Consider the following 19,303-nt stretch of genomic DNA (forward strand, 5'->3'; position numbering starts at 1 on the left):
TTAAAAAATTTCCATTAATTTATCAAGCTCATCCAGCGTCAAATCGTCGTCGCCAAGGTCACTCGGCGTCAGTTCCGTGCCATCTTGAGATAGGCAATGTTCAATGATTCTATGAAGATGGGCCTTAAAGCTGTCACTGAATGTCTGTATCGTTTTTTCATGAAATTCGAGAGAGTGATAGGCCAGTGACATCGTCAGTTTTCCGTTTTCAATATATCCGACAACATCAAGCGCGTTCGGTTTTTCCGTTTCCGGGCTTAATGACTGTCCTGATGGCAGCTCTGATCTCGTGAATAAACCTGCATCCGACATTTCATCGAACTGACCTAAATAGTTAAAGCTGATATCCGGCTGAATGGAGAACGCCACATCTTCTTTATGCTCCGGCTCCGTCAAATAGCGCAAAATGCCGTAGCCCACTCCCTTATTCGGGATATGTCTGATGTCTTCTTTCATTTGCTTCAGCTGATAAGCCAGATCATCCGCATGCTTCATATCCAGCACCATCGGGAACATACTCGTAAACCAGCCGACTGTCCGGGAAATGGTCAGGTCTTCTACTATATCTTCACGTCCATGCCCCTCTAAATGAACACTCACTTGCTCCTGACCTGTCCACTCCTTCATCGCCAATCCGAATGCCGTCAGCAAAATATCATTCATTTCTGTGTGATAAGCCTCATGCACCTTGGTGGTAAGCTGTTCTGTCTCTTCAGCAGTCAGCGAAAATTCAATTGTCTTTGTATGTTTCATTCGCTGATCACTAGATTCGCGGTCCTTCGGAAGCTTCACCGGGACAGTCTGTTCTTCAAGCAGTTTCCAATACTCTTTTTCTTTCAAAAAAGCCTTGGAATTTGCGAAGTCTTGTAATCTCTCTGCATACTCCGCAAACGAATGGGTTTTCTGCGGAAGAACCGGCTCGTTCCCTTGCTCCAGCTGTGTATAAACCGCGGCGAAATCCTCCAGTAAAATCCGCCACGATATACCGTCAACCACTAAGTGGTGAATCACAAGCAGCAAGTGATCTCCGTCTTCTGCTTGGAACAAGCCTGCTTTTAACAAGCCGCCTTCATTCAAATCGATGCTACTTTGCAGACACTCCGCTTCTCTCTCTATGCGGTCTTCATGATCTATAGCCTGCCCCTCAAGCTTGGCGATCTCCAAGTGGACAGACACAGCATCAAGCCCTTTATTAAACTGAACGATCTCCCCTTGTTCCTCGCGGTAGACCATGCGAAGCGCGTCATGATGTTCAATCAGTGCCTGCAATGTCTTTTCAACCCGTTCAGGATCGAAGCCTTTCGCAGAATGAAGCATGACCGACTGATTCCAATGGTGTTTGTTTGTGAAGTTCTTTTCAAAGAACCAGCGCTGGATCGGCGTCAGGATAACTTCGCCCTCCACAGGGCCTTGGTCTGCCTGTTTGCCTTCGGCACGCTCCACATATTGTGTCAGTTCTTCAATCGTCGGGTGCTGGAAGAGATCCTTCATTTCCAGCTTCCAGCCGTGCTGGTTCAAGCGGCTCGCCATCTGGATTCCTTTAATGGAATCTCCGCCGAGCGAGAAGAAATTGTCGCTGACACCGACTTCAGAAATACCGAGCACGTCCTGCCAAATGCCGGCAAGCAGCTCTTCCATGTCAGTGGACGGCGCTTTGTATTCTCCGCTTCCTGCTTCGATATCCGGCTCCGGCAGTGCTTTGCGGTCTACTTTGCCGTTTGCGGTAACCGGAAGCTCGTTTAATGTCACCCAGAACGCTGGGATCATGTAGTCCGGCAGGGTTTCCTTCAGTGCTGATTTCAGCGCTTCTATGTCAGCTGTTTCCGGTGTGACATACGCCGCGATCGCTGTATTGCCGCCTTTATCTTTTACAGCTGTCACTGCCGCATCCTGCACCTCAGAAAGCTGGGCCAGCTGCACTTCAATTTCTGACAGCTCGATTCGGTAGCCGCGGACCTTGACCTGCTGGTCGATCCGGCCGATGTATTCGATGCCGCCATTCGTCCATTTCACCAAATCGCCTGTTTTGTACATGCGTTCACCCGGCACGAACGGATCGGCGACAAACCGCTTCGCGGTTTCGTCTTCCCTGTTCAGATAGCCGCGCGCCAGTCCGCGTCCCGCCACACAAAGCTCTCCGGCCACGCCTTCCGGCTGAACCTGATGGCTTTCGCTGAGAATGTACACTCTCGTATTGGCGATCGCGCGCCCGATGGAAAGCGATCCTTCCTCCGGATTGATTTCTGTGCTCGTCGCAACGACAGTGTTTTCGGTCGGCCCGTAGTTGTTGACAATCGTGTACGGCTGCTTAACCGCACGCTTCAGCTTGTCCCCTCCGGTCAAGAGCACGCGAAGTGATGTGTTCTCAAGCTCCATGAACTGTTCCGCCAGCTGAGTCGGCAGGAACGTGATTGTGACGTTGTGCGTTTCGAAATAGTCATTCAGGCGGGTGATATCAAGGCGGATCGCTTCATCAATGACGTGAAGCTCAGCGCCGATCGTCCAGGTCGGGAACATCTCCCAAATGGAAGCATCGAACCCGAAGCCCGCGTACTTCGCACTGCGGTCCTCCGCCGTCATGCCGAACGCGTCATGATGCCAGAAGCACAGATTCACAAGCGCATGGTGCTCGATCATAACACCCTTCGGCTGTCCGGTCGTTCCTGACGTGTAAATCATATAAGCAAGGTGATCCGCGGTTGTATCGGTCTGCGGATTCTCCTCATCGTTTTCATCAAGCGGCAGACTCAGGATCGTGCGGTTGCCGTCAAGAAGAATAACCTCGCCCGTATAGCTGTCCGGCACTGAGATGCCTTCCTGTTTCAAGAGAAGCGTCGCGCCGCTGTCCTGTAGGATATATTCAATCCGCTGATCCGGATAGTCAGGATCAATCGGCACAAATGCCGCGCCTGCCTTCAGGACACCGAGCACCGCAGCGGACATTTCAAGCGACGGCTTCGTGAGAATGCCGACGCGCTCATCCGTGCCGATGCCGCAGTCAATCAAAATCCGCGCCAGACGGTTCGCCTTCGCATTCAGCTCACCGTACGTCCATGACTGCCCGTTATACGTGACAGCCGGGCGGTCTTTGTGGCACTGAGCCGTTTCTACAAACAGCTGATGAACCGTTTTGTCTGTCGGCACAGGCAGTGTTTTCCCTCTCCATGCCTCCAAGAGCGTTTGTTTTTCTGTCTCGTTGACGAGTGACAGGCCGGAAAGCGGCTGGTTTGGATTTTCTGTTACTGCTCCTAAAAGCTGCACCCAGTATTGCTTCCATCGTTCAATCGTTTCCGGTGTAAACAGCGCCGTATTGTATTCAAGAACAAATGTGAGCCCTTCGCCGGTTTCGTCAGCTGTCAGCGTGATATCAAACTTGGCCGTTTTCCGCTCAAACGGATGCGGTTCAAGCTCGATTCCTTTCATTGTTAAATCTTTAATGTTCGCATTTTGCATAGAAAATACTGCGTCAAATAAAGGGTTTCTGCTTGTATCACGGTGAACCTGAACTTTTCCGATCAGGTCCTCAAGCGGGTAATCCTGCGCTTCAAATGCGCTAAGTGCTGTTTCTTTCACTTCGCCAAGATAATCCGCAAACGTCTTATCGCCCTTCGGATACGTGCGCAGCGCCAGCGTATTGACAAACATGCCGATGACGCGGCTGATGTCTGCTTGAGAGCGTCCGGCTACCGGCGAGCCAACAATGATATCGTTTTGCCCGCTCAATTTTGATAAAAACGCACTGTAAGACGCCAGAAGAACCATATACAATGTGGAATCCGTTTCCTTCGCAAGCTTGCGAAGAGCATCTGCTTTTCTTGCATCTAATGAAAATGCAATCCGGTCTCCCTCAAACGTTTGAACCGCAGGACGGCTGTAATCAGTTGGAAGAGTCAGCACCGGCAGCTCTCCTTCAAGCTCCTTCAGCCAATGCTCCTCTTGCTTCCGGTACAGCTCGGACTGAATAAACTGCTGCTGCCACACGGCATAATCCTTATATTGAATATGAAGCGGCTCAAGGCTTTCTCCGTCGTACAGCTTCGAGAGTTCATCAATCAGCACGCCGACAGACGCTCCGTCAGAAATAATATGGTGCATATCAAACAGCAGGAGATGCTCAGTTTCTGAAAGCTTGATCAGCCCTATTCTGAACAGCGGCAGCCGGTCAAGTGTGAACGGACGGATAAACTCAGAAACGATCCGCTCGGTCTCATCTTCTGGAGCTTCGAAATATGCCATATCAAACGCTGCTTCATCCCAGATTCGCTGCACCGTTTCTCCGTCTTTTATTTCAAAGGTTGTTCTGAAGGCTTCATGGCGCTCCATTAACTGATTCATTACGCATTTGAGCCTTTCAACATCCAGATGACCCTTCAGGCGCAGAACCGACGGCATGTTGTAGCTTGTGTCCGCTCCTTCAAGCTGCTGAAGCACGTACATCCGTTTTTGCGGAGAAGAAACAGGATAAGTCTCTTGTTTCTTTGCCGGTCTGATACTGATCGCTGTTCCTTTTTCAGCGGCGGCAATAGCCTGCGCTAAGCTTTCAACGGTCGGTGATTGGAAAAGATCCTTCAGAGAAAGCTCGGCGCCCAGTTCCTGATGAATCAAGGCAAGCATCTTCATCCCCGCTAACGAGTGTCCGCCGATATCAAAGAATTGGTCATAGATGCCGATCTGTTCAACCTGAAGCACCTGTGCCCAAATGTCTGCGACTTTTTGTTCTATTTCATTGCGCGGCGCAACATATGAAACACCATTTGAGATGTTGGCGTCAGGAAGCGGAAGCGCCCGACGGTCGATTTTTCCGTTTCCGGTCAGAGGCAGCTCGTCCATTTGGATAAATACCGCAGGAATCATGTAAGCCGGCAGATCCTTTGCCGTATGCTCTCTCAGCTCTTGCGCTGTAATTTCACCCTGTCCGACAAAGTACGCACAAAGCAGTTTGTCTCCCGCACCTTGATCGACGGCAAGCACAACGCTCTCCTGCACACGATCGTGGTTTTGCAGCTGGTGCTCAATTTCTCCGAGCTCAATGCGCTGTCCGCGGATTTTCACCTGGTGGTCGATCCGTCCGATAAATTCGATATCGCCATTCGGCAGCCATCTTGCCAAGTCACCCGTTTTATACATGCGTTCGCCTTTTTTAAACGGATGCGGCACAAATTTCTCCTCAGTCAGTTCAGGTCGGTTGTAATAGCCTTTCACCAGGCCTTCCCCGCTGACACACAGTTCTCCGGCGATGCCGGCAGGCTGAACATGTCCCGCGCGGTCAAGAATGTATACTTCCGTATTGCTGACCGGTTTTCCAATCGGAACGGACATCGTGTGCTCATCCAATTCATCAACCGGATGATACGTCGCGAAAACCGTGCTTTCAGATGGGCCGTACATGTGAAGCAGCTTGCCTTTTCCAACGGTCTGGAGCGCTTTTTTCACATGATCTACAGAAGCCCGTTCTCCTCCGAACATAATCTTGCGCAAAGTCGACAAGCATGTCGGATTCAAGTCCACAAGAAGGTGGAACAGAGCTGTCGTGATCATGAGAATGCTGATGTTCTCCCGCTCAATGACGCGAGAAAGACGAGCCATGTCCAGAACTGTTTCTTTCGGAACGATGACAAGTTTCGCGCCGTTTAAAAGAGAACCGAACACATCAAACATAAATGCGTCAAATACATAGTTTGAGAGTCCGAGTATCGTATCCTGTTCCGTAATGCTGAGATAATTCGTCTGCTTAACCGTGCGCAGAATATTGGCATGTGTCACGATATTCCCCTTTGGCGTTCCTGTCGTTCCGGATGTATACGTCAGGTTGGCCATAGCCGCCGAATCAAACGGCAGAGCGAGGTTTTGCGCATCGTCGTGATAGCTATCATCCTCATCAGCGAGCACGATGACGCCTTCGAATTCCGCTTTTTCCGCTAACGCCTTTAATTTCTTCTGGGTGAGAAGCACTTTCGCTCCGCTGTCTTGGAAGAAATGCTGCATCCGCTGAATCGGGTGTTCCGGATCAATCGGTACATAAGCCGAACCTGATTTTAATACCGCCAGGATTGACACAATCATGTCCATTGACCGTTCACATAGGACGGCCGCTGTCCTGCTTTCGCCTGCTCCCATTGAAAGAATGCCGCGCGCTAAACGGTTGGCCCGTTCATTCAGCTCACGATATGTGAGCGATTGCCCTTCATATTGAAGTGCCGGACGATCCGGCGTCTTGGCAGCCTGCTCCTCAAACAGCTGAACAATCGTTTTGTCTTTCGGATAAGGCGTTCTTTCCGGGTTAAACTGCTGAACTTGTGAAGCGGCTTCCTGTTCAGAAAGAAGATTGTATTCAGAAATTGGTTTCTCAGGCTCAGCCGCTACATCTTCAAGCAACCGCGCAAAATGCGTGAGCAGCCTGTCTGCCGTGCTTCGTTTAAACAGTTTTGTGCTGTAGTCTAAATCAAGATCAATGCCTTGGTCCGTTTCTCTGGCCTGAACCGTTACATCAAATTTGGCAATGTTGAAATTGGTCTCATGAATCGACAATGTCAAATCACCGACAGCCGGAATGCCCGCCGTTGCGTTTTGAAGACTGAACATCGTGTCAAACAATGGATGCCTGCTGATATCACGCGGTATGTTCAGGTCTTCAACGAGCCATTCAAATGGATAATCCTGATGAGAAAAAGCATCCAGAACCTGCTGGCGCACACGTGTGAGCAGGCTGTTAAAGGTCTCATCCTGCTTCACTTCGCTGCGAATCGCGAGCGTATTGACGAACATGCCGACAATGCCCTCTGTATCAGAATGATGTCTGCCCGCTGACGGGGTGCCGACAATGATGTCATCCTGCCCCGTATATTTAGACAGGAGCGTATAGTAGGCTGACAGCATGACCATATAAAGTGTGGCTCCATTTTTTTCAGCTAAACGATACAGGCGATTCTTTAACTCCGCATCCAGCTTGATGGAAACCCGGTCTCCTTCAAAGCTTTGGACAGGCGGTCTCGGATAATCGGATAGAAGCTGAAGCACTGGAAGCTCACCCGCAAAGGTTTTCTTCCAATACGCCTGATCCTCCTGGTATCCTTTAGCAGCCTGCACGCTTTGCCAGACAGCGTAATCTTTATACTGAAGACGGAGCTCAGGAAGCTGTTCACCGCGGTAAATCTGTGCCAGTTCCTCCAAAATAATGCCGATGGAAACACCGTCAGAAATCAAATGGTGCATATCAAACAGAAGCATATGACGGTTTTCTTCAAGCTCCATCAATCCGATTCTCAACAGCGGCGCTTTCGATAAGTCAAACCGGCGGACAAAAGAAGTCATAACCTCCTCATTTGAGCGGCCGCTTCTTTCAATCATCTCGATGTTGAACTGAACACTGTCATGAATTTTCTGTCTCGGCGTACTGCCTTCAAGCACAAATGACGTCCTCAGCGACTCGTGGCGGCTGATTAACCCGTCAAATGCGCGTTCCAGTTTTTGAATGTCTAAAGGCCCCTCTAAAATAGCTGCCGCCGGCATGTTATATCCGACTCCCGCATCTTCGAATTGGCTGACAATATACGTCCGCTGCTGCGCCAAAGAAAGCGGGTAATGTTCCTGTTTTTCAGCTGGCTCAATTGCCGCAAACGTCCTGCCTTCTTCACGCTCGGCCGCCTCAGCAAGAGCGGCAATGGTCGGATGCTCAAACACATATTGCAGCGGGATGTCTGCGCCCGTTTCCTTATGAATCTTTGTTAAAAGCGTCATGGCCTTCAATGAATGACCGCCCGTTTCAAAGAAATTGTCAAAGACCCCGGCTTTCTCAACGTTCAGCACATCCTGCCAAATCTCAGCGATTGCTTTTTCCATTTCGTTTCGAGGTGCGGTATAAGCTGTTCCGCTGACCGCTTTTACCTCAAGTGCAAACAGCTTGCGGCGGTCAACTTTACCGCTTGGTGTGAGCGGGATTTCTTTGATTTCTGTGATGTAAGCCGGCACCATATAGTCAGGAAGCTGTTTTGCCGCGTGTTCCCGCAAACGTGCTGGAGCAAATTCGCTTCCCTCCTTTTGCACAACATACGCACAAACCTCAAGATTCCCTTGGTCGTCAGGCCTCGCCAAGACGACAGCTTTGGCAACATCAGGCGCCTGCTGAAGCACGGCTTCAATTTCTCCAAGCTCAATGCGGTATCCGCGAACTTTGACCTGATCATCTTCTCTTCCTAAATATTCGATCGTTCCATTTGGAAGCCAGCGCACCACATCTCCAGTACGATACATGCTGTCACCGGGCACAAACGGGTCTTTTGAAAATTTCTCAGCTGTCAATTCCGGAAGGTTTAAGTAGCCTCGTCCTACACCGTCACCCGCGATATACAGCTCGCCCGCCACGCCTTCCGGCTGCAGACGGCCTTTTTGATCCAAAATATACAAGCGGTTATTCCCAAGTGCTTTACCGATTGGCACATACGCTGATTGAACTGAACTGTCCGGGTGGACCGGATGAACGGAAGCATCCACACACGTTTCAGTCGGCCCGTACACATTGGTCAAACAAGGAACGGCACCCGCTTCTTTGAACAATGTCAGAAGCTTGTCCGCCACAACAGAAGAAAGACCTTCCCCGCCAATCAGCAGGTGTTTGAGCTTAAGACCAGTCAAATCTCCCGCAGCAATCAGCATTTGCAGATGGGCCGGTGTTCCGTCCGTCGCCTCAATCCCGTGTCTGCGGTAATACTCGGCAAGAGCAGCGCCATTTGTCACCGTTTTCTTCGGTACAATATAAAGAGTCTGTCCCAAAAGAAGCGACGCGAAAATCTGTTTCACTGACGCATCAAAGTGGAACGGCGCAAGCAATGCCATCCGCAGGGTTTGGCTCTCACTCTGATAAACGGTCTGCTGCAGAGATTCAACCAAATGATGAACCTGGCGATGCTCGATCATCACTCCTTTTGGACGTCCGGTTGTTCCCGACGTATAAATAATGTAGGCAAGATCACCAGCATTCAGATTGACATCCGAAATAGCATCTGTACCGCCTGCAATCGCCTGATCAAAGTCAATAAGCTCAGCAGATGCACCTGGAGACGCAACCTTCGATTCAGTCAAGACGAAATCCGCACCGCAGTCCTCCAAAATAAATTGGATGCGCTCTGCCGGAAACTCGGGGTCAATCGGCACATAGGCTCCGCCGGCTTTTAAAATCCCCATAATGGCCGTGATCATTCGTTCAGAACGTTCGAGCAAAACGGCAACCGGGCTGTCTGCACGGACACCCTTCTCTTTCAGCACACTGGCAATGCGTGATGATTGTTCATGTAACGTTCGATAGGACAATGCTCGATTTTCAAACACAACCGCAGGCTGATCAGCAAGCGATTCAGCCTTTTCTTGAAACAGCGCCGGAATCGTCATGTTCTTGCGGTAATTGACCGGTTCACCGCCAGCCCGCAATAGCAGCCGCTCTTTCTCCGCCTCAGAAATCAGCGTCAATTCATCAATCGTATGATTCGGGTGCGTAAGTGCGTTCTCAAGCAATGTCATCATGCGTTCACAAACAATTTTGATTTCTTCGCTCGTCATTACATCAGTACGGTAGTCAAAGTCAATTGTAAGTTTCCCAGTATCCCATCGATCCTTCACATGAATCGAAACATCATTTAATCCGCTTCCGCTGAAAATAGGCTCCGTCAAAAAGGCAAGATTTTCTTCTTTCTGCCACTGCATCACCTGATACTCAAGAGAAACGGTAAACAGCTTTGTCACAGAGCTTTTTGTTTCACGAAGATCATTGATGAGAAGATTATACGGGTACTTTTGATGGCGAAGAGTTTTCATTAAATCCTTCATCCGGTCTTTAACAAAATCAAAAAACGCCTGTCCGCCGTCAATGTTTGCCCGAAGCGGAACCGTAGAAACAAACATGCCGAGCATCTGCTTCTCTTTCGCATTTGTCCGGTTGCCCATAAATGTACCAGTTACCACATCATTCTGCCCGCTGACTCTGTACAAGTAGGCGGCAAGCACCGATTGAAATACCGATAAAACGCTGACCTTGTGCTGCTCACAAAAGGATAAAATTTGCTTATGCAGCGCCTCAGGCACATCTTGAGAGAATCTCTCAGCATCTAAACTTCCGCCTGCAGGAGCATTCCGTTTCAGGGAAACGAGTTCAGGCACCGTTTCGAATTGCTTGTTCCAGAACGCTTTATCTTTTTCAAACCGCTTCGATTGAGCATAGTCCTGTTCAGACAAAACATGATCGATAAATGAATGCGAGATTCCTTTTTTTGTTTCTGATCCGCCTGCTAATTCCAAGTAAATGTGCATAATGGCGTTTCCGAGGATGTTCATGGAGATCCCGTCAGAAATCACATGATGAACATTTGCGTAAAACCATACTTCATTTTCTTTGATGGTAAACAAGGAAAAACGGAATAGATCACAATCGTACAGAGGCAGAGGTTTTTTCGTTTCCTCCCGGCCCCATTGTGAAATAGATTCTATCGCATTCGGATCTCCGGTGGTGTCAGTATGTTTTATATCAACAGGCCGATACTCGCTTATATATTGAACGGGCTCTCCATTATCATCGAGACGCAAACGAAGGCGCATTGCGTCATTTCTGCGCACAAACTCTTGAATCGCTTGCTCCACAAGCTTCCAGTCAATTTTTTCAGTTGAAACCAGCTTACCAATCCCCGCAAGATTTGAAATACTCGTATGAGGATAAAATTTTTCTGTATACCAAATTCGTTTTTGAGCATCCGTTAAAGGATAAAAAGTTATTTCCATATTATCTTACCTCCCCTAATCTTCAATAATCTGTAATATGTGCAGGATTATTTCTATTCCGTATCCTTTGACAGCTTTTGAATCTAATGGACTAACTGCTCAAAAAGCCAAAAGTACTACTTCTCAAAAGCGTTGCATCCAAACAAAAAACACAAAGCGACCTAAAAATAGCAAGCCGTAAGCATTGATTGCGGTGTCAGGCACAGGCAGATAAAGACCGCAAGCCCTCTTGCCCTAAAGTGAAACATTTTTGCCTATTTCTTCATTGTTTTCAATATTTTTAACCTTTCTAACGTTCACTTTAAATGAAAAAAATGTTTTTATCACCGAAAAATGGGTGAAAAGTTTCATGCGGGATACCGAAAAGATTCCAGTTTATTCACTGGGATATTTTTGCGGGATACCGCAATAATTTCCACTAAACATTATTTACAGAAAAATAAAAATTTTTAAAATGCACTCTCACGCTATTTCCCATTTATTATTGAAGCCATTTACAATCTTTACATCCCATATGTTTACCGCGCAAAAACCGAAAAACAGGCAAAAAAAAGACACCCTTAGCCAAGAGCGCCTTACAACGATTCCTTAATGACATTTTTGTCGATATCAATCAATTCCATATAGCCTTTCCCCCACTCATACATGGCATCAAGAATAGGCATCAGGCTTTCTCCTTGCGGGGTCAAGGAATATTCAACCTTCGGCGGGACAACCGGATACACTTCCCTGTGAACAATCATATCCTGCTCAAGCTCTCTCAGCTGATTCACGAGGATTTTCTGCGTAATATCAGGAATCAAAGCTTTCAATTCATTAAAACGTTTTGTGCCTTCTTTTCCTAAATGCCACAAAATGAGCATTTTCCATTTGCCGCCGATCACCGCAAGCGTTAATTCCTTCTCACAATTAAACCGTTTGTCGTCCATCCGGCTCAAAAGAAATCCCCCCTTAGTATACTTTTTGTATGTTAGATACGTATCATCACTTACTTACTTTTTGGCAGACTCTTTTTCATTATACTCACTCATAAAACCAAGCGAAAGAAATCTGATTGCCTCTTCTCACAGTATCCTCCAAGTAACTAGTTGACTTCAAAGTGCCTACTTCTCAGCTAAAGAGGGAACCTATAGAATGAAAAATAATTCGAATAAGGGAGTGGATCAACAATGGAATTACAGCTGGCATTAGACCTAGTAAATATCCCGGAAGCCATCGAGCTTGTCAAAGAAGTGGAACAATACATCGACGTGGTTGAGATCGGAACACCGGTTGTCATTAATGAAGGCCTTAGAGCCGTTAAAGAAATAAAAGAAACATTTCCGCAATTGAAGGTCCTGGCAGACCTGAAAATCATGGATGCCGGCGGATACGAAATTATGAAAGCGTCGGAAGCTGGAGCTGACATCATCACCGTTTTAGGGGCTACAGACGATGCAACAATTAAAGGCGCAGTAGAAGAAGCAAAAAAACAGAAGAAGAAAATCTTAGTGGACATGATTAACGTGAAAGATATTGAATCCCGTGCGAAAGAAATTGACGCACTCGGTGTTGACTACATCTGCGTCCACACTGGTTATGATCTTCAAGCAGAGGGCAAAAACTCTTTCGAAGAATTAACGACCATCAAAAATACCGTAAAAAACGCAAAAACCGCAATTGCGGGCGGCATCAAACTTGATACACTGCCAGAAGTGATCAAACAAAACCCTGACCTTGTCATTGTTGGGGGCGGAATTACAAGCGCAGCCGATAAAGCAGAAACAGCTTCAAAAATGAAACAGCTTATTGCCCAAGGATAAATAAAATGAAAACGACTGAATACGTAACGGAAATTCTCAATGAATTACACCGTTCAGCGGCTTGTATTTCTAATGAAGAAGCTGATCAGCTTGCCGATCACATTCTTTCGTCCAATCAAATTTTCACTGCGGGCGCGGGGCGGTCTGGCCTGATGGCAAAATCCTTCGCGATGAGATTGATGCACATGGGCTTTAACGCTCATATTGCCGGTGAGGTTCTCACTCCGCCGCTCCGCAAAGGAGACCTCGTCATTATCGGCTCAGGATCAGGCGAGACAAAGAGCCTAATCAATACAGCAGCTAAAGCAAAAAGCTTACACGGAATTGTTGCCACTTTAACCATCAATCCGGATTCGAGCATTGGAAAACAATCGGATCTCATCGTCAAAATGCCTGGCTCTCCTAAAGACCAGTCAAACGGAAGCTATAAAACGATGCAACCAATGGGTTCATTATTTGAGCAAACATTGCTGCTTTTCTATGATGCAATAATTTTAAAACTCATGGAGAAAAAAGGACTCGATTCTGAAACCATGTTCACTTACCACGCAAACCTTGAATAGCGTCACACAACCGGCCTGGAGATCAGGCCGGTTTTAATATCCCCTAAAATAAAACTTTACACCCAAAAACCCGATAAGTAATATGACCTACAAACAAACAGAGGGAGGAATTATGTTGAAAAAACAAATAAAGCTAAAGCTTGGAACTAAAATTCTCAGCTTGGTCTTCGCAGTTATTCTATTGTTTTCTCTATCAGTCGGCGCCGTAATGCTAAAAGACATTACAAGCAGCATGAAAAAAATGGCCACTGAAAAAGCCAAAGGCGATCTTGCTTTAAGCAGCACGTATATTGACGACGTGATTTTAGGGAACTGGGAGGTAAAAAACGATAAGCTATATAAAGGCGAGACACAAATAAACGGAAATGAAGAAATTGTTGATCTGCTTGGCAAAAAAACAGGTGACACCGTAACGATTTTCCAAGGAGATACACGGGTCGCAACCAACGTAATGAAAGACGGCGAAAGAGCTGTCGGCACTCAAGCTTCTGCTGAGGTCACTGACGCTGTTTTAAAAAACGGGAAGCAATTCTACGGACAAGCAGATGTGGCAGGCTCCTCTTATCAAACAGCATATATGCCCTTAAAAGATAAGGAAGGCAACATTATCGGTATGCTGTATACAGGAGCCAATCAAAGCATTTTAGCATCGCTTACCCAATCGCTGTTCACTCAATTCGCTATCGTTCTTGCTGTAGTTATTATGATATCTGTCATCCTTGTTTTGCTTTTCACCAGAAGAATCAACCGGCGGCTGAACGTATTAAAATATGCCTTTGAAAGCGCCGGAAACGGAGATATGACAATAGAAGTTTCAGACAAGTCCGCTGATGAGTTAGCAGAACTGAGTGTCTACTATAATAAGATGAGAATGAAGCTGAATCAGACAATCCAAACGGTACAGCAATCCGCCCTTCAGCTTGCATCAGCCTCTCAGCAGCTTTCAGCCGGAGCAGAAGAAACCAATCAAGCCTCCGAAAAGATCACAGAAGCTGTTCAGCATATTGCAAACGGTGCCAAGCATCAAATCACACGAATCGAAAACAGTGAAAAATCACTAGAGCAAACAACAGCTGACATACGGCATATTTCTTCAAATACTGCTGCCATTGCTGAGAAAGGACAGCTTGCGCAATCAAAAGCAGACATTGGCCAAAATGAAATTTCAAATGTTCAGGCACAAATGGATACCATTCACCATTCGATTGAAAAAAGCGGAGAGATCATTCAGCAGCTGGACGGCCGTTCTAAACAAATTGAACAAATTTTATCCGTTATCACCCAAATTGCCGATCAGACAAACCTGCTTGCTCTTAATGCAGCAATTGAAGCTGCCCGAGCCGGAGAACACGGTAAAGGCTTTGCCGTTGTTGCTGATGAAGTTCGCAAATTAGCAGAGGAATCTCAACGGTCTGTCGGACAGATTTCCAAATTAATCGCTGAGATAAAAAATGATATGACTGAATCTGCGCAGTCTGTTGAACATGTGAAAACAGAAGCTGCTGAAGGTGTAAACATGATTCACCGCACCAGAGACGCATTTAAAGAAATTGCAGCCGCAACAGATGAAATCACTGCGGAAATCAGCGATTTATCAGCATCTGTTACCAACATTTCAGCAAGTACGCAAAAAATAAATGAATCCTTTGCCGCCAATACAACAGACATTAAAGAATCAACAGAGAGTACCCGGCAGGCGGCAGCTTTAACAGAAGAGCAATTTGCCGCAATGGAAGAGATTACTGCAGCCTCAGAAACATTATCTCAATTGGCTGAAGAGCTTACCGGTATCATAAGCCAATTTAAAATGATTGATCAACCTGAAAATAGCCTATAATCAGTATCCAATATTTCAATTTGATAACGTTATTTTTTTAAAAATGAATATTTCGATCTGCTAAAATTACGATTTCTGCAATAAACCTAAGGCAAAACAAAAAATTTTAATCTTTACACCCAGCCCTTTCTGCATTACTCTTGGAGCAGTTTTTAAAGTTGCTGACGCGGGAGGTGATCATCACGAATGGACATTATAAAAACTTTACTTCTCGTAATAGTCGTCATAGCAGCTGCAGCTGTTGGCCTGATTAAGGGAGACTTTTTCTCAGACGATCAAAAAACGTCTCAAACAGAAGAATATGACGAAACACTGGCCTTCCCTTCTGAGCGTTACCCTGAGACAGCAAATCATATCAAGGACGCAATAAGTGAGGGGCATTCAGATGTGTGCACCATAGACAGAGACGGAGCTGAGGAACGCCGCGAACAATCATTAAAAGACGTACCTTCCAAAACAGGGTATGACCGAGATGAATGGCCAATGGCCATGTGCAAAGAAGGCGGTGAAGGGGCTTCTGTAGAATATATTTCTCCCGCTGACAATCGCGGCGCAGGCTCCTGGGTCGGGCATCAGCTGACCGATTACCCTGACGGCACAAAGGTTTTATTTACGATTCAGTAAACAGTTAAAAGAGGAGGAACAGCACATTGATCAAATCATGGAAGCCGCAAGAACTGACGATTTCATATCATCAATTTACTGTATTTCAAAAGAGTTCCGCACCGCCAGTCATCGATTGGACAGATGAAGCAATTGAAAAAGGATATGCGGAAGCGGACGAAGCCATTTCGTTTGAGGCACAGCGAAATTCAAAGGTATATATTCTTTTACGCCTTAACAGTTCAGAAACAGTTGCATCCTATGAAAAAAAAGTGATTGTTCCTTTTCACGTCACAACAGACGGAATTGAAATTGAAAGCATCATGTCCAAAAGGCTGTCCTTTGACCTTCCTAAAGGGGACTATCAATTCACATGCTACACTGTGCCGGCTGAGCTGTCAGATCTGCATGCTGACACTTATATCATTGATGCTGTTTCCGTCTAATGAAAAGCCCTGAGAGGAATACTCTCAGGGACTCTTTATACATTTTCTCCATTTGTCTTAATGACATCCTGATACCAATAAAAGCTTTTTTTCTTCAATCGTTTTAAGTCATGTTCATTCTCTTCGTCACGATTCACATAAACAAAGCCGTATCTTTTTTGATAACCGTTCAGCCAGCTTAACAGATCAGTAAAGGACCAGCTGCAATATCCAATCAAATCAACTCCATCACTAATGGCCTGTCTGCATTGCTCAAGATGCGATTGCAAATAATCAATTCTATAATCATCATGTATAGTGCCGTCTTCAACTTTATCGAATTCTCCTAAACCGTTTTCTGTAATAAACACAGGAAGCTGATAACGTGTTGTAATACGGCGAAGCCCGATACGCAATCCTACCGGATCAATCGTCCAATCCCAGTTGCTCGTTGTTAGGTTCGGGTTTTTCTTAGTTTTAAATAGTCCCGGCATCCCTGTTTCCTGATTAGTCCCTTTTTGTCCCGTCGTATTCATTTTCCCTTCTGAAACACCGTCGAGCGGATTTCGTTCGTAAGTAATCGTTTGATAATAGTTGACACCTACAAAATCCGGCTTCCCTTTGGCAAGCAGCTCCATATCACCCGGTTCGACTGTCGGCGCCCATCCCTGTTTTTCTAAATAGCGGAAAGGAATTTGCGGGTAGGTTCCCCAGCAGTACATGTCCAGCCACCAATTATTCATAAATTCTTCAGCATTTTCAAATGCCGTAATGTCCTCTGGATGACTGGTTAAAGGGTATGCGGGAGAATAAGCAAAGCTTGGTCCTATTTTGCCTTCGGGCACATATTTTCTGAAGGACTCAATGGCTTTCGCATTTGCCAGAAACGCAATATGATTTGCTTCGTAAAATCGTTTTCTGTCCCTCACGCCAGGCGGATGCATAGCTGTTAGAAAGCCGTGATTAAAATTGTAGTTTTGTTCATTTAACGTTACCCAATATTTCACTTTCTGCCCAAAGCGTTTATAAAGAGTAATGCAGTAATGATTAAAATCCTCTATGATGTTTCTCGACTCAAATCCGCCATACTCGTCCATAAGCGCCTGAGGCAAATCCCAGTGATATAAAGTCAAAACCGGCTCAATGTTATGAGAAAGCAATTCATCAATAAGGTTATCGTAAAATGCCAGACCGGCTTCATTGATTTCTCCTTTTCCTTTTGGAAAAATACGCGGCCAGCTGACAGAGAATCGATATGCCTTCAGCCCCATCTCAGCCATCAGAGCGACATCTTCCTTATAACGGTGATAATGGTCAACTGCAACATCACCATTGGTGCCCTTAAACGTTTTGCCGGGGATTTTCGTAAACACATCCCATACAGAAGGGCCTTTGCCATCTTCGTTCCAAGCTCCTTCAACCTGGTAAGCTGCTGAAGCCGAGCCCCATAAAAAATGTTTCGGAAAAGATTCTGGATGTTGATGGATCATTGTGTTAATCACTCCTGAAATATTTGATAAACCTATCATAGGCTATGAAACGCGTTTCATAGCAACACGATGTTAATCCCGGAACAGTTCAGCTAATATTTTCTCTCTTTGTTCAAGAAAATATCTGGTTAACTGGACGTGTTCAGTGCTTTCGTATTCTGTATGATGAATACTGCCCCCGTCAAAGCTGAAAATGTCAGCATTCGGATACCCCAGCAAAATTGGAGAGTGAGTGGCAATGATGAACTGTACATTTCCGCCTTTCACTAAATCGTGTATGACTCTCAAAAAAGCTAACTGCCGTGAGGGAGAAAGAGCAGCTTCAGGCTCATCTAAAAGATAAATGGCTTTTCCTTTAAAACGATGTTGGAACAGCGACATAAAAGACTCACCATGCGATTGCTTGTGCAGCGGCCTCCCGCCATAGGAGAGATATGGCTGTGGAGCATCTCTTTCCACTTCATCAAGATGAAGAGAAAGCTGATAAAACGATTCTGCTCTTAAGAAAAAACCATTTGTGATCTTAGGAAGCCATGATAAACGTATGTAATCTCCCAAATGAGAGTCTGACTCCTGCAATTCATAGATATTATTACGGCTGCCGCCCGCTGTATTAAATTCACACTTATCAGCAATTGCTTCAAGCAACGTTGATTTCCCCGAGCCATTTTCCCCGACAAAAAAAGTCACTTCTCTGGTAAATGAGATGTCGTGTAATTGACTTACAGCAGGGATAGTGAATGGGTATCTGTTAAAGGACGGGATCTTATCTCTAAGGAGTGTTACTCTTTTTAAAAACATAGCTTCTCCTCTCGCGTTAAATGAATATGTGAAGTAAAATCTTTTGAGCCATAAGAATGCGTTCTCATATTCCAAATTATATATTATATTGTCAGTATATTCTTTTTAACGATAATGAAAAAGCACCCAACCTCAATTGGATGCTTACAGCCTAATGTCTCTTTTCAAATTTATGAGGATGAGGCTTCGGAACAAAGCCGTTTTGTTTCATCATTTCAAAGTGTTTGACCATGTGATTTTTGATGTGATCTCCTCTTTCTTTAGGCAGAACTCCGTATTCTACATACTTTGAGATGACATCCTTGCGTTTTTTTAATATGTCTGCTTCCAGCTGTTCAATTTCTTTCTTTTGCTGTTCAGTCAGTGTAACGTTTGCAGGCGGCTGCTGATTCTGTTTTCCCGCTGCTTCAGCTGTGCCAGTTAAAGAAATAACAGCCGCGGCAATGAGCATTCCGATGATATTGACTTTCACTTTTTTCATCCAGTTTATTCCTCCTAACTTTTTTCATATATTTTGCTTCATTCTGTTTTTTATGCATACAAAATAGAAAGAGCGAACCATTATTCGCTCTTTCTGATCTGTTCGTCCGTATATAGTTCTTCTTCTCCCGGCGATGCGTAAGTAACGTATGTTCCTGCGATAAAATCATGCAGCGTCCGTTTGTCTTCTCTCAGCCCGATCATAAATAGGCTGACAATTAAGCCAAGCCCGAAGGTTATGCCGTAAACCAGTCCGGCAATGATGACTCGCATAATCATGGTTAACAGGCCGACCTGTGACCCGTCTTTTTTTACGATTCTGATTCCGCAAATCCTTTTTCCGATGAGATAACCTTGCCAAAATACCGGCAGCAAAATAGAGTACAGCAAAACGACCAAGCTGATGATCATGCTGTCGTTCGGGTCTTTTCCTGTGATCAGCCAATAGATCAGCAAAAGGGGCACCGAGACAATAATGTAATCCAGTAATGACGCTCCTAGTCTGATCCAAAATCCGGCTGGTTTGTAGATGTTCATG

At 45.8% G+C, this 19,303-nt stretch carries 11 protein-coding genes; 5 read left to right on the top strand and 6 right to left on the bottom strand.

Features of this window, described 5'->3' with window-relative positions:
- Both srfAA and hxlR read right to left on the bottom strand, forming a co-directional pair.
- On the bottom strand, nt 1–10,764 hold the full coding sequence (gene srfAA, locus MTN95_RS07210; protein ID WP_248337518.1) for a non-ribosomal peptide synthetase: 10,764 nt from the start codon (nt 10,762–10,764) through the stop codon (nt 1–3).
- Nucleotides 10,765–11,339: 575 nt separating this feature from the next.
- Nucleotides 11,340–11,702 carry a transcriptional activator HxlR gene (gene hxlR / locus MTN95_RS07215; protein ID WP_003241118.1) on the bottom strand — a complete coding sequence of 121 codons (363 nt, stop codon included), beginning with the start codon at nt 11,700–11,702 and terminating at the stop codon, nt 11,340–11,342.
- A 231-nt stretch (nt 11,703–11,933) separates the two neighbouring features.
- Between hxlR and hxlA the strand changes: the two genes are divergently transcribed.
- The 5 genes from hxlA (at nt 11,934) to MTN95_RS07240 (ending at nt 16,015) form a co-directional block, all read left to right on the top strand.
- Nucleotides 11,934–12,566 (top strand): 3-hexulose-6-phosphate synthase, encoded by a 633-nt coding sequence (gene hxlA, locus MTN95_RS07220; protein WP_003224929.1) that lies wholly within the window; start codon nt 11,934–11,936, stop codon nt 12,564–12,566.
- A 5-nt stretch (nt 12,567–12,571) separates the two neighbouring features.
- A complete protein-coding gene (hxlB, locus tag MTN95_RS07225) occupies nt 12,572–13,129 on the top strand; it encodes a 6-phospho-3-hexuloisomerase (protein ID WP_105955346.1) in 558 nt (185 codons plus the stop codon).
- Between the two features lie 112 nt (nt 13,130–13,241).
- Complete coding sequence (gene tlpC, locus MTN95_RS07230) at nt 13,242–14,966, top strand: methyl-accepting chemotaxis protein (protein WP_248337520.1); 1,725 nt, start codon at nt 13,242–13,244, stop codon at nt 14,964–14,966.
- 186 nt (nt 14,967–15,152) lie between these two features.
- Complete coding sequence (gene nucA, locus MTN95_RS07235) at nt 15,153–15,590, top strand: DNA-entry nuclease (RefSeq protein ID WP_024120178.1); 438 nt, start codon at nt 15,153–15,155, stop codon at nt 15,588–15,590.
- Between the two features lie 26 nt (nt 15,591–15,616).
- Nucleotides 15,617–16,015: a competence protein ComJ gene (locus MTN95_RS07240; RefSeq protein ID WP_248337522.1), complete on the top strand. Its 399-nt coding sequence runs from the start codon at nt 15,617–15,619 to the stop codon at nt 16,013–16,015.
- A gap of 35 nt (nt 16,016–16,050) precedes the next feature.
- Here the strand turns inward: MTN95_RS07240 and MTN95_RS07245 are convergent, their stop codons facing one another.
- From MTN95_RS07245 to MTN95_RS07260, 4 genes are all read right to left on the bottom strand, one after another.
- Entirely contained in the window at nt 16,051–17,484 is a 1,434-nt protein-coding gene (locus MTN95_RS07245; protein WP_248337524.1) for a glycoside hydrolase family 1 protein, read from the bottom strand.
- Between the two features lie 72 nt (nt 17,485–17,556).
- Nucleotides 17,557–18,285, bottom strand: a complete 729-nt coding sequence (locus MTN95_RS07250; protein WP_069487486.1) for an AAA family ATPase — start codon at nt 18,283–18,285, stop codon at nt 17,557–17,559.
- A 151-nt stretch (nt 18,286–18,436) separates the two neighbouring features.
- Nucleotides 18,437–18,766 carry a YckD family protein gene (locus MTN95_RS07255; RefSeq protein ID WP_105991526.1) on the bottom strand — a complete coding sequence of 110 codons (330 nt, stop codon included), beginning with the start codon at nt 18,764–18,766 and terminating at the stop codon, nt 18,437–18,439.
- 80 nt (nt 18,767–18,846) lie between these two features.
- Entirely contained in the window at nt 18,847–19,302 is a 456-nt protein-coding gene (locus MTN95_RS07260) for an RDD family protein (RefSeq protein WP_248337698.1), read from the bottom strand.
- Between the last annotated feature and the right edge of the window lies 1 nt (nt 19,303).

Origin of the sequence: Bacillus sp. 2CMS4F, from assembly GCF_023161785.1 — a bacterium.
Lineage (GTDB): Bacteria > Bacillota > Bacilli > Bacillales > Bacillaceae > Bacillus > Bacillus halotolerans.

Coding starts and splice junctions, on each gene's coding strand:
- srfAA (WP_248337518.1), bottom strand. CDS start 10,764: ATGGAAATAACTTTTTATCCTTTAACGGATGCTCAAAAACGAATTTGG.
- MTN95_RS07255 (WP_105991526.1), bottom strand. CDS start 18,766: ATGAAAAAAGTGAAAGTCAATATCATCGGAATGCTCATTGCCGCGGCT.
- tlpC (WP_248337520.1), top strand. CDS start 13,242: ATGTTGAAAAAACAAATAAAGCTAAAGCTTGGAACTAAAATTCTCAGC.
- hxlA (WP_003224929.1), top strand. CDS start 11,934: ATGGAATTACAGCTGGCATTAGACCTAGTAAATATCCCGGAAGCCATC.
- nucA (WP_024120178.1), top strand. CDS start 15,153: ATGGACATTATAAAAACTTTACTTCTCGTAATAGTCGTCATAGCAGCT.
- MTN95_RS07260 (WP_248337698.1), bottom strand. CDS start 19,302: ATGAACATCTACAAACCAGCCGGATTTTGGATCAGACTAGGAGCGTCA.
- MTN95_RS07250 (WP_069487486.1), bottom strand. CDS start 18,285: ATGTTTTTAAAAAGAGTAACACTCCTTAGAGATAAGATCCCGTCCTTT.
- MTN95_RS07245 (WP_248337524.1), bottom strand. CDS start 17,484: ATGATCCATCAACATCCAGAATCTTTTCCGAAACATTTTTTATGGGGC.
- hxlB (WP_105955346.1), top strand. CDS start 12,572: ATGAAAACGACTGAATACGTAACGGAAATTCTCAATGAATTACACCGT.